The sequence below is a fragment of the Photobacterium sp. 2_MG-2023 genome, assembly GCF_030547675.1.
Classification (GTDB): domain Bacteria; phylum Pseudomonadota; class Gammaproteobacteria; order Enterobacterales; family Vibrionaceae; genus Photobacterium; species Photobacterium arenosum.
In genome coordinates this window covers 1-12,452 of sequence record NZ_JAUOQQ010000034.1, presented here as the reverse complement: position 1 = coordinate 12,452, position 12,452 = coordinate 1, and the positions used below count along the sequence as shown (strand labels likewise).

10 protein-coding genes are annotated in these 12,452 nt (G+C 43.9%); 3 read left to right on the top strand and 7 right to left on the bottom strand.

Annotated elements, in window-relative coordinates; translation table 11 throughout:
• Nucleotides 1–12 precede the first annotated feature (12 nt).
• The gene (locus Q4491_RS20015; RefSeq protein WP_368393636.1) at nucleotides 13–405 is read right to left on the bottom strand and encodes a helix-turn-helix domain-containing protein; all 393 of its coding nucleotides are present in this window, start codon (nucleotides 403–405) and stop codon (nucleotides 13–15) included.
• Between the two features lie 183 nt (nucleotides 406–588).
• On the bottom strand, nucleotides 589–1,485 hold the full coding sequence (locus Q4491_RS20010) for a LysR family transcriptional regulator (protein ID WP_303460313.1): 897 nt from the start codon (nucleotides 1,483–1,485) through the stop codon (nucleotides 589–591).
• 93 nt (nucleotides 1,486–1,578) lie between these two features.
• Between Q4491_RS20010 and Q4491_RS20005 the strand changes: the two genes are divergently transcribed.
• A complete protein-coding gene (locus tag Q4491_RS20005; protein ID WP_303460309.1) occupies nucleotides 1,579–2,499 on the top strand; it encodes a DMT family transporter in 921 nt (306 codons plus the stop codon).
• 48 nt (nucleotides 2,500–2,547) lie between these two features.
• Here the strand turns inward: Q4491_RS20005 and Q4491_RS20000 are convergent, their stop codons facing one another.
• The 5 genes from Q4491_RS20000 to Q4491_RS19980 form a co-directional block, all read right to left on the bottom strand.
• Nucleotides 2,548–3,531, bottom strand: coding sequence for an LLM class flavin-dependent oxidoreductase (locus Q4491_RS20000; protein ID WP_237794253.1), 984 nt, complete (start codon nucleotides 3,529–3,531; stop codon nucleotides 2,548–2,550).
• A gap of 180 nt (nucleotides 3,532–3,711) precedes the next feature.
• Nucleotides 3,712–4,869 carry an MFS transporter gene (locus tag Q4491_RS19995; RefSeq protein WP_303460305.1) on the bottom strand — a complete coding sequence of 386 codons (1,158 nt, stop codon included), beginning with the start codon at nucleotides 4,867–4,869 and terminating at the stop codon, nucleotides 3,712–3,714.
• 55 nt (nucleotides 4,870–4,924) lie between these two features.
• Complete coding sequence (locus Q4491_RS19990) at nucleotides 4,925–7,750, bottom strand: aldehyde dehydrogenase family protein (protein WP_303460302.1); 2,826 nt, start codon at nucleotides 7,748–7,750, stop codon at nucleotides 4,925–4,927.
• Between the two features lie 598 nt (nucleotides 7,751–8,348).
• Nucleotides 8,349–10,229: a monovalent cation:proton antiporter-2 (CPA2) family protein gene (locus Q4491_RS19985; RefSeq protein ID WP_303460299.1), complete on the bottom strand. Its 1,881-nt coding sequence runs from the start codon at nucleotides 10,227–10,229 to the stop codon at nucleotides 8,349–8,351.
• Between the two features lie 337 nt (nucleotides 10,230–10,566).
• Nucleotides 10,567–11,241 carry a phage integrase N-terminal SAM-like domain-containing protein gene (locus Q4491_RS19980; protein WP_303460297.1) on the bottom strand — a complete coding sequence of 225 codons (675 nt, stop codon included), beginning with the start codon at nucleotides 11,239–11,241 and terminating at the stop codon, nucleotides 10,567–10,569.
• A 327-nt stretch (nucleotides 11,242–11,568) separates the two neighbouring features.
• Between Q4491_RS19980 and Q4491_RS19975 the strand changes: the two genes are divergently transcribed.
• Both Q4491_RS19975 and Q4491_RS19970 read left to right on the top strand, forming a co-directional pair.
• The gene (locus Q4491_RS19975; protein WP_303460294.1) at nucleotides 11,569–11,871 is read left to right on the top strand and encodes a hypothetical protein; all 303 of its coding nucleotides are present in this window, start codon (nucleotides 11,569–11,571) and stop codon (nucleotides 11,869–11,871) included.
• Nucleotides 11,872–12,043: 172 nt separating this feature from the next.
• Nucleotides 12,044–12,373 carry a hypothetical protein gene (locus tag Q4491_RS19970; protein WP_303460292.1) on the top strand — a complete coding sequence of 110 codons (330 nt, stop codon included), beginning with the start codon at nucleotides 12,044–12,046 and terminating at the stop codon, nucleotides 12,371–12,373.
• Nucleotides 12,374–12,452 lie beyond the last annotated feature (79 nt).

The window sequence follows — 12,452 nt, the reverse complement described above, 5'->3', positions numbered from 1 at the left end:
TTTGCCGGAGGCTCAGTGTCCGCCCCGAATATAGTGCAACGGGGTTTGGCCGGTTTGCTGTTTAAAAAACGTGATAAAGGCACTGTCGCTGGAAAATTCAAGCCGGTACGCTGCATCATTAACCTGAAGCCCGGCAGATAACAGCTCGATGGCTTTCAGTAACCGCCATTGCTGGCGCCAGTTCTGATAAGGCATCCCGGTTTCCCGGATAAACAGCCGGCTGATGGTTTTACTGCTGGCGCCAACCTGTTCACTTAACACTTTCAGTGACGGGGCATTTTGCTGATCCAGGTGCAGTGCATTGAGCCATGCAGACAGGCGTCTGTCTGATGGCAGAGGCAGGGATAAACAGGCTTCACGCGCATCATGCAGTTCCTCAAAAAATAGCGCGTGTGTCAGTTGCATGCTGTCACCGGGCTTGTCTGTCGCAGGTATGACAGCAGAGTTCAGTGGGTTTCATATCATCATTGCCGTTTTGATGGCTTTGCTGAGCCTGTCAGTGAAAGCCACCTCTATGCTTGAACAGGTTCTCAGGCGCTAACTTTTTGTTGCGTAAGCAGGGACCGTGTTGCGAGAGCAGGTAACGGATCATGCCATTGCTTCAAACCGCGCTATGACGAATTCAACAAACAGCCGTACCCGCATTGGCAGATGATCGCGGTCGCGATAGAGCATAAACAGGGTGCGGGGTTTGCTGCACCAGTCCGGGAGGACTCTGTTGAGTTCGCCATTTGCGATCATAGGAAGGGCAAAATAGTCAGGAATATAACCGATGCCCAGGCCAGACTGGATGGCATGGGTCAGCAAGCGGATTTCATCGACTTCCAGACGCAGGCCCTTGACGGGTTGGTGATCATATTCCGTGCCTGTTTCTGAATGCACCAGTTGCCAGAGCGACATGGGATGACAGAGGATCGACGGATGGTCGCTCAGCATCTCCGGGTGAGTGATGGACTGCACCGGATACCCGGGATGAGCACAGACAATGAAGTGAATATCTTTGAGCGGACGGGCTATCCAGTTTTCTACCGCAGGGGTGCCGACACGAAAAACCACATCCATCGCCTGTGCTTCAATATCAATCAGGCTGTTGGAAAACTGCAGATCTAACTGAATGTCAGGGTACTGCAGCAGGAAGTCGAAGAAGATATCGCGCAGAAACTGGGAGCCTGCATTGATAGGCGCACTGATACGAATTTTGCCTTTCGGCTCATGCTTGTCTCGGTGCAGATCTTCCCCGATGTCACTGAGCTCATCAAACAGTGTGCTGGAACGTTCAAAATATTGCTGACCGGTATGGGTGAGTGACACCCTGTGGGCATCCCGGTTTAGCAATCGCAACTGCAGGTCTGTTTCTAACTGACGAATCCGTCGGCTGAGTGTCGACAGTGGCATACTTAAATGTTCAGCGGCTATTTTAAAGCTGCCCAGCCGGGCGACCGCACAAAAACAGCACAGATCGTCGAGAGAGTAGTTAGATTTCATATTTGGGATTTACCATGCTGATAATGCCTGTTTATTCAGATCATGAAACCAATAGACTAGCGGTTATCATGTGACAAGTCATCTGGAGTGACTATGAATGCTTCATCAACAACGAAAGCCGTTGTTCTGCTCATTATATGTACCTTCTTTTGGGGCAGCTGCTTTCCAATTGGTAAACATGCACTTAACGAAGTGCATGCACTCACGCTGGTGTTCTGGCGTTTTGTGATCGCGGCAATTTGTCTTGCGATCTATCTGAAACTGATTGGATCAGAACGTTTTGTGTTAACGGTGAAGCAATGGTGCTGGGTGATTGGGGTCAGTGCAGTGGGTGTCGGTGGCCTGAACCTGGGCCTGTTCACCGGGCTGGAGCACACGGAGGCTACCAACGGTTCGCTGATTATGGCCCTCAGTCCTCTGATGACGGCGCTGATAGCCTGTGTAGCAAGGCGGACTTTACCTACCTTGCCGCAATGCTTCAGCCTTGTTGTCAGCTTGTCTGGCGTGCTGATGGTGATCACTAATGGCCATCTGGAAGCACTACTGAACATGGCGTTTAATCAGGGCGATAAGATGATTTTCTCCGGCATGCTGGCATGGAGCTTTTACACCTACTGCAGCCAGGGAATCAGCCGCTGGATACCTGTGATCCCCTATACGCTTGTCGGCATGGTCAGCGGGGCGGCTGTGATTGGCCTGATGTGTCTGGCGACACCCGAGGTGAAACCCTTTGCCGAGTTGCTGGGCAGCTCGTCAGTCGGACTGATTGAAGTGACGTACATCGGTTTGTTCGGTACTGTGGCGGGCTATCTGCTGTGGCTGAACGGTGTCCGGGAGCTGGGGTCGCCTACGGCGGCACTGTTCTTTAATTTTGTGCCTGTCTTTGCCGTGCTCACTGCGTACTTGATGGGGCAGGCCGTGACGCAGCTGCAACTGGTCGGGATTGCGATTGTGATTCTGGGGTTACTGGTGCCAAGGCTGTCGGTATTCAGGAAAGCGACGCAGGCGGTATAAACTCATGTCGGCTTCAAGAGCCGGGAGTGTCACCACTCCCGGCCATTATTACAGCCCCGCCAGCAACTCGTAGGAACGCAGCTTTTTCTCATGGTCGAAGATCAGGGCGTTAGCCATGATTTCATCGGCTTGTGTACGTTCTGTCAATTCGATCAAGCGGGTCCGGACTGTGTCCTGATCACCGTGAATGGATTCCCGCAGCTGTTTTTCGATCTGGTACTTCTCATGAGGCAGCCAAACTGACTCCATACTCCAGACCGGTGGCGGGATTTTGCCCTGAACGCCGCGGGTCATATTAAGAAACTTCTGTTTTTCCGTGGTACCCAGATACTGCGCTTCGTCATCAGTATCCGCCACTATGATATTCACGCCTATCATCACATACGGCTTATCCAACTGCTCTGAAGGCTGGAAATGCTCACGGTAGATCTGTATTGCGTTCATCATGGCATCCGGCGCGAAGTGAGAGGCAAAAGCAAACGGCAGACCTTTAATACCGGCCAGTCGGGCACTGTAAGTGCTGGAACCTAACAGCCAGATGGGGACTGAAGAGTCCGAACCAGGATACGCTTTGACCGGCTGATTGGGTGACACCGGCCCCATGAAAAACTGCAGCTCTTCCAGCAGTTCATCAAAGTTGGGGTCCATGCGCTCCGGATCGCGGCGCAGCGCATGCATGGTGGGATAGTCGGTGCCCGGCGCTCGGCCCAGACCGAGATCGATGCGATTGGGATACAGCGCTTCCAAGGTGCCGAACTGCTCGGCAATCACTAATGGCGCATGATTGGGCAGCATCACCCCGCCCGAACCCAGCCGGATGGAAGAGGTGTGCGCTCCTATATGGCTGAGCAGCACAGAGGTGGCAGCACTGGCAATATCGGGCATGTTGTGGTGTTCTGCCAGCCAGAACCGCTTGTAACCCCATTTTTCAGCGTGTTGCGCCAGCGATACAGAGCGCGCATAAGTGGACGAAAAATCGGCCCCTTCAGCAACAGGGGCTAGATCTAAAATTGAGCGAGGCGGTAGCGTCATGAACCCTTCTTTCATATCAACAATGAACGATTGCCTGACTATGCCTGTTTATTACAGTCTGGTAAACAGACAGAAAACTGCTTTGTGAGTGAATATGTTTTAGCTAAGAAAACTTAAAATATAAGCATATCAAACGCTTAATTGATATTTATCAACTGATAATGCACATATTCATTAACATCAATGTGATTTTCCTAATTTCATAACGTAAGGTTTATATAATGTAAAAATTAAAAATATTGCAGTTGTCAGTGAGAGTGAAAGAATAATCCCGTTTTGAGAGAAAATTTTCATAAAAGTACCACTGATGATGGGGCCAAAAGTACTTCCTACACCCCATAGAATCCCAAATAGTGAGTTAGTTAATATGAGCTTGCTACCGCTAAATATTTCGCTAGCCCTTACTAAGGCTATGGTATAAATACCACCTGCAGTACCACCCAGTATTATCATGTGAATCCAAATTAACGGTGTGTTTATTGTGTACGGAATAAATAGGATTAATATTAAAGATGCGAAACCACATAACTTATGTATTTTTTTACTTCCAAACTTATCAGATAACCATCCGATTGGAATTTGCAGTAAAGCATCACCAACAAAAATTAAAGTTATTAACAATGCAGCAGATGATTCAAGATGACCGTTTTTAACTGAATATATCGGAAATAGAGATAGGATAGAACTATCAAAGAATGAAAAACAAAAAACAGCCATAAACAAAGCGGGTGTTATTTTTAAAATATTAAATGATGACCGAATATGGATAATATTTCTGCTAGTGAGTGCTATACTTGAAATAACTATGAAAATTGAAGATATAATCAATAGTGTGGATATAATGCTTCTTGGGATTAAATCATTAAAACCAAAAAATGATATCAATAAAGGACCACAGAGTTGGCTTCCAGTATAGCATGTGGTGTAAAAACCGATAAATCTACCTTTGTGTGTGCTAGGGCTACTTTCAGCAACCCAAGTTTCTCCTAGTATAACGATTACTCCACAGCACATCCCCATAATCAAACTGAATAAAAAAACAATTTTTAGATCAGTTCGCAAAATAGATATATTAATTGTTATCAGTATCAATAACAAAGATATTGTCATTGCTATCTTAATAGGGAAGCGGTGATTAATACGAGGTGTTATTAATGACGATAAAAACATTCCAAGAGCCGGAGCAGAAGACATTAACCCGATTAGGTCAATGTCTCCTCCAGCATTGTTTAGCCGCAAAGCTTGAAAGGGAATGAAATAACCGAGTAATGAGCCAATAAGTGAAGAACTCAATACTACAGCGAAAATAGAGAGGTAAAAACTTGAACTTTGGCTCATATAGTATCCGGTTTTTTATATGTTAAATATAAAACTTTTTGTGTTGGTTAATGATTTAGGTGTTTAGCACCAAGTGATTGTAAATGTCTCTTTGCGGCAATGTATTACCTTTGATGACTTCTCCATTAAAGTAAATGCATGAAGCTGCTATGCCTTGGCCGCCGTACGGCGTTGTTCCACGCTCGACGAGGTGTAAATCTGTATTGATTAATATACTATCTTTTAAATGGATGTTTTCATTAATTTCATTGTTGATATAGTCGCTGGATCCAAAAAGAGAAATATACATTGCATTTTTAGAATATTGTGGTTGAGAGAAATAACTTTCAAGTTCTTCATCACATCTATATTCTTGAAGGAAGAATATGGGGGCAAAAAACTCTTTGTAATTACCACCAAGAGATAGTGGTTTTTCAAAAATAGTTGGTCTTATTAAACCATTTATTATGTTTATCTCTCCACCATACGTACAATATTCACGATATTGTTTGAAAATAGTCGCTAGTTTAATTGAGTGGTCAACATCACTATTGGGGCCAACAATATTATCAGGGTCATCATAAAGGCCAACTTTATTTTTAATTTTTTCTAATTCATTCACTAATTTTTGTCTGAATATACTGTATGAATCTTGATGAATTAGTATTGAATTTGGTCCCGCACAGTCTTGACCTTGATTATATAATACGACGCGCATCGCACTTTCAACTGCTTGATCTATATTTGCATCTTTACTTATAACTAATGGATTGTGCCCAGCACCGTTTAAAATAAATAGCGTTTTTTTTCTGAAATGTTTCCTAACTTTCAATGCATTTTCTGGAGTTCCGGTAAATATGACAGCATCCGTTACTTGAATACGTTTACTTATAAAACTTTCTTTATCTTCAAAAGAGATGGATAAGCTATTTGAAAAATATGTAAAGTCTATAGCTTTAATTAACTTTTGATAGTGTGAATGCATTGCTGTGGGGGGGCGAATGCAGGTATCTTTGGACATAAGTGAAGGGATGAAACCAAAACACACTGTCGCATAAATAGGTTGATTTAATGGTAAGAAAGAAGTAACACCTTGAACCTTAAGCTTAAAATATTCTTGGTTCTCTTGAATGTTTAAAAGGAGATCAAGTGATCTTGAAATTTCATCATCTGTGACATTCCTGCATTGATAACTTGAAACTGATTGAATTATCTCATCGCGTTTGTTCTTTAATGCCAGTGCTAGCTTCAAACACTTTTCCTTTACTAAATCAAAGGAGATAGCTTCTAAATAATTTGGCCTAATGTATTCAGTCGTATAAGTGAGCTTGCTGGCAATTTTTGTTTCTTCATCACTGCTAGCCTTGTCCAGGTCTAGCTCTTTTATAAAAGTAGTCTCTGACATTTCAACAGAATCCTTTAATCTTCTAATAAACTCGTTGTAACCTGAAATCTCTAGCCAGGTAGAAAGTCTTGACCCGTAATTATTGTTAAATAATGATTTGTAAATTATCTCCCATGGATGTTCTTTGGAATGTTTATCAAATGTGTTCTTATAACAATCATGGACAGTAAGGTAGAGATTTATATCTTGAGTTTTTTCAGCACTAATTTCTTCTAAGCAAAATGATAATAATCCAACGAATTTTTTCTCTTTCTCAGAAAGTTTTAATTTAGGTGATTTCGACGTAGATTTTGTTTCAAGGAAATAATTGTATGAATATTTAATGGCCTCATTACTCATGGAAAATGAGTATCGCCTTAAAAATTCAATAGCTGACTGTAAATTGTGAGGCTGCGAAGCACTAAGTATTCTTTGTGCTTTGGTATAAGAAACAGACAACTCATTCTTGGTGAGAGCTAGATCATTTAATCTGGGTGACAAGTTTACATGAAATTTAGAATTACGTTTTGGTTTTTTTTCAAGATAATTAATTAATGCCTTGTCGGTTAGCAAATCCATTGATTTCTCTAAAGAGAATCCATTACCTTTAGATTTTGAAATCTTCTTGTAATTATCGTCTAAAAATAAACCATATTTATACAGTCTTGGTGCTTCTCTTTCAAGAGAAGTGGCTATTTTTATAGCGATATTTGCAGAGCTAGTGAGATCTTCACCATGCATTTCAAATCTAATATCTCGAGCCAGAAGGCGCATAGCCCAGTCAGCTTTCCACTGTAATTTACAATTACCATCAAGTACAGATGTCGTAATTGGCTCATTGAGAATTTCCGTCGAGTAGAAATCTTTTAACTCTATTCCGTATTCACTACCCGGTTTATTAATTATTTCATCGGCAGGTATTATGTAAGTAATTTCCCCTGTATCAGAATCTATATCAATTAAATTAATATGTTCTATAACTCTGCCACTTGTAGGCGATATAGGCATGAATATACTATAGGTCCTATTTCTTAATGGGCCTACTGATTCTTTGCAGATGTTATTCACTACCTCATAGTTGTGGAGGAAGTTTAAAATTTCCGCATTGTATTCACCTGACTGATAACTTATGGAGTTTTGTACTAAATTACAGTCAATGTTGTATCGATTTATATGTTCTACAAGCTTATCTTCAACCATTTCTGAGAAGCTATTTTTCATTTGAAATGGATCTGGGACTTGGTTGATTGATTTTCCTAAGAATTCTTTTAATAAACCCTGATTTGGAAGATTTAACGGAATTTTTCGAAAGGGGTCTAAGTCATCTGAGATCAAGTGGAAATGCACTTTTCTCCCTAGTTTTTCTAGGGATTTTTTCAGGAAGTTTGTTCTTATTATTTCACATAAAGTACCAATATGAGGAAGTCCGGTAGGACCGAATCCTGCGCTTATATTGATTTCTTTATCAGATGGAACGTTACTATGAATCTTCTGAGCTTCAATTTCATACCATTTCAAACTGACTACCTCGACAATAAAGTGCTGATTTAGTTGCTATTGATGAAGCGTAAAATATGGAATAAAAAGCATTAATATTATCTGGTTTGTGACCTTGATAATTTTCGCGAGAGTAACAGTAACTATGGGAATGTAAAATGGCATTTGTTTTCTGTATGAATTTCATCGCAACACTGGCTATGTTTCATTCATATGACGTACATTTTTCTTCGAGTTAAAACTCATTTATTAATTGTTATTGAGTTATCCAGTAATAAAAAACTTTATTGTTTTAATTGTTACTAATGGTTATTTTTTCGAGAGAAGAGTGTAAAAGGAGAATAATATTTATAGGGAAAGTGAATATTATTCCATTTTGGAATCTATGGTCTAATGAAAAATACCGCTATGTCGCTCCTTCTGCCCACGGACATGTCCTGTAACCGGCCCATGACTACACTGAAACTCATGGAAAATAACTGACTTTCTGAACGCTAAGCGACGCATTGCGCGAAATTGGTAAGCTCAATTGAAACGGGCTTGGATTCAGATGTGCGACGACACGGGCAATAGTGCCATGGCACACCTGAGAATCTTTACGTGTCATAATAAGCGCGACTCATGCTTTGTGGTTTTCTTCAGTATCATGATTTGAGCGCTCAAATGCCATTTCTTCGTGGATTCTGTCTTCAAACTGCCTGAAGAGTTTGAGGTAGTTATTATCAAACCGCTCGCCTTCGTTCGACTCGCCCAGCCAGGCCTGATAGAGACCGGCAGACAGCTCATCATCCACGCGTTTGTACGCGGATTTCTGTTGCTGTGCCAGGCGAGGCGGGAGACCCAATTCCCGCAGGGCGGCGGCCCCAATTTCCAGTGCTGAATGGTAGGTTTCAGATTCAATCACATCAGCACCTGCCTGACGGAGCCGGTAACTGTGGCCACGGTCGTAGGCGCGGGCCAGGATTTTGACGTTAGGGTAAGTGTGCTTGATATGTTTGACCAGCATAATGCTGCTTTCCGGGGTGTCCATCGCAACCACCACCATGGCGGCCTGCTCTATTCCTGCTGTGTGCAGCAGGTCCGGGCGGGTGGCATCACCAAAATAGGCCTTGGTATTGATGCGTCGCATGGTATCTATGATGGTCGACTGGTGATCCAGCACCACGGTTTTGATGCCGTTGGCGATCAGCAGGCGGTTAACGATTTGCCCGAAGCGGCCGATTCCGGCAATGATCACTGTGCCCTGTTCATCAATGGTATCGGCTTCGCGCTCATTGGAGGAATGCTCAAAGCGCGGCAATATGACTTTGTCGTAGAAAATGAACAGTCCGGGGGTGAACATCATCGACAGCGCAACCACCAAAGACAAGGTTTGTGCCAGAGCCGGGGGCAGCACATGATTCTGGACGGTGAAACTGATGAGGACGAACCCGAACTCACCGGCCTGGGCCAGACTCAGGGCAAACAGCCAGCGGTTACTGTTGCGGATCCGGAAAATCAACGCCAGCAGGAAAAGCACCAGCGCTTTTACCAGCATGATGCCCAGTGTCAGACCAATCACAGTAAAGAATTCACTGAACAGAATGTTGAAATTGATCCCGGCACCAACCGTGATAAAGAACAGGCCCAGCAGCAGTCCCTTAAAAGGATCGATGTTGGATTCCAGTTCATGGCGAAATTCACTGTTTGCCAGCACTACGCCTGCAAGAAAAGTTCCCAGTGCCGGCGATAAACCCACCAGACTCATCAGGATAGAGACACCCAGCACCAGCATCAGAGCGGTGGCGGTAAAAATTTCCCGTAAACCTGATGCGGCGACAAAGCGGAACAAAGGGCGGCTGAGGTAGTGGCCGCCAACCACCACAAAGGCGATGGAGGCGGTGATCACCAGACCATAAGCCCAACCGGGCAATCCCGCTACCAGGTTGAGTTCTTCATGGTGTTCGGCCGCCGCCGCTGTCACTGATTGTGCCTGCGCAATCAACTCGGGCAATGCCAGCAGCGGTAGCAGCGCCAGCATGGGGATGACGGCTATGTCCTGAAACAGCAACACAGAAAATGCATTTTTACCGCCTTCGGTCCGGCCGAGTCCTTTTTCATTGAAGGTTTGCAGTACAATGGCGGTCGAGGACATCGCCAGAATCAGGCCAATTGCCAGTGCCAGCGTCCAGGGCAATTCGAAAAGCAGTCCCGCGCCAGTAAAAGCCAAGGCTGTCAGACCAATTTGCAACCCGCCCAGTCCGACGAGCCGGTGCCGCATGGCCCAGAGCGATTTTGGCTCCAGTTCAAGGCCAACCAGAAACAGCATGATGACCACACCAAATTCGGCAAAGTGTTGAATAGAGGTGGTTTCTTCACCCACTAAGCCGATGACTGGCCCGATAACCACCCCGGCAATCAGATAACCAAGCACGGAACCGAGGCCAAAGCGCTGCGCCAGCGGCACGGCAATCACGGCTGCAATCAGATAGATAAAGGCATAGATGAGATATTCCGTCATGGTTACTTCCTTTTGACCGACGTGGTGGGCGAATTTTGAGCACAGTCTGATAGTTATATGTCAGTGAGAGGTATTTTCAAAGGTGAGTTTTGGAATAGGGGAGGGTGTGTACCGGGATATCAGTAGAGTTGAAGGTATGTCGCGCTTGAGTTCGGTGTTTCTTTCGGCATGGTGTGACGCGCGCCAGACACTCTTTGTCGGGCCAAAGAGTGCCCAGAAAGCCCTTTTTGTTCTTTGGCGTGGTCCGGGCCGGTTGTAGGCGCTCCCGGCGCCGACAACCTGAAAATTCGTCCTGAATTTTTCCCTGGGTTGGTGCTTACCAGCATATGTGCTAACGCTAATAGCAAGTGTAATTTGGGGTTTGGAGGGTATGTCGTGCATTGGGGTACTTACGTTCTAATGCATTTGGCAGAGATGGGCCTATCCCTTGTTGGTTGTCATCCTGTTGAATCTTAATAGCTTTTTTAATATATGTAGTGAGCTTTTCTGCGCATCTATGGCTGAGGATGGTTTGTCTATCTTTATGTCCTTTACCGTCTCTAACAGTCAGCGAAGCTCTATCAATATCAATGTCTTGGACGCGTAATCGGAGACATTCTGAAACTCTCAGTCCACTACCATAGAGCATCTCAATGATTAGCCTGTCTCGGCCATGAAGTTGATTTAATATCGATGAGATCTCCAATGGAGATAACACTGTCGGTAAATGTCGCTGTTTAGTGGCATAGCAAAAACCTAAATCCCCAAGCTCATGGTGCAAATGCTTCTGATACAGATAGGCTAATGCGTTCAGTGCAATTTTTTGTGTGTTGATAGCCACATTTCGTCGATTGGCAAGAAAGGTTAAAAATTGTGCAATTTCTTTCGTTCCCATTGTTTCAGGGTGACGTTTGTCGTGAAAGTTAATGAATGCCTTGATCCAATACAGATAGGTTTTTTCCGTTCTAATACTGTAACCACGCATACGCATTTCTTCTTGAAGACCGCTTAGAAATGGGCTTTTTACACTCATGATAACCCCCACCTTAAGGTGCTGTGTTTTTATACAGTGTTATTTAAGATTGCCGGATATCAAGGAAAATAGTGAAAAATTTTTGCGCGTTTGTACACGTACTAATTCATATAATTCATTTTTATCAATCGGTTATGTATTTACGAATTGAGATAATAGGTTTGGAAAAACGCGCATGCGCGTTTTTCCAGATGGTGTATTTGGTAGAAAGCTGATAAGTTCTTAACATACAGATAGTTAACTGTGCGCGTTTTCACTGGTCTAACGAGCAAAACGCGCATGCGCGCTAATAAAATGTTAGTTCTTAATAACTTTGAGGAGAATTCGATGAAGATTAAGTATGGGATCGACTATCAGTATCTTCCAAGCGGTTCGGACCGCCCGTTGGATGACGGTGAAATAGTAGGTATTCAAGCCAATAGCGAGTCAGGACAGGTAATATTGCCCAACGTGGGAGACTACGTGCACATTGACAATTCTTCTGACGGAGGTCAGCGCAGTAAGTTCTCAGGGAAGGTTAAGTCGAGGTTGTTCAACTACGTTCGCATTAGCGACGATGAGGTGTTCTGCGGAGTTAACATCGTTGTCGAAGAGACAGACGACGACTGGGGCAAGCTTATCAAGGAGTAGAACTAACAATCGCAGGCACAGCGACGGCTTTTCCATTGCGGCTTCGCCTCCATTCCAAAGCCGCGCGTGCTGCGGGCGTTAGCTTACAATGCGACTTCTATCACAGAAAACGGATGGTAAATCTCGAATAATCATAATGTTAGTTATCAAGGCTAAACGATAGAGGTAAAACGTGGCTAGGAAAAAACAGTTAAAGGTAAATGGGAATTCAATAGAAAAGTTTTCGGTTGATCATGTACAGGTCAAACACTCGTTTCTGGATGAAATAGTAGATAGAGTTAGTTTAAAAGTTGAAGCTGAAGGTCAGTATTACGAATATGAGTTTTCATCAGATACCCGCCATCCCGATTTGCAGAAAATTTCGTATCATTTACGCTCTTCGATTGAGACTGCTCAACGAGAGTATCTAAATGTAGATATTTCTGAGTACTCTGATAGAAACTACCTATTATTCAATGTCCAGAAAATAGGTCAAGAACAGTACACTGGTGTTCGTAAGTAAGCTAACAAATAAGGATACGTGTCGCGCAGCCGACACTTCTATCCGGGTGTTGAACAAGCCCGGACAGCCTTAATAAGCA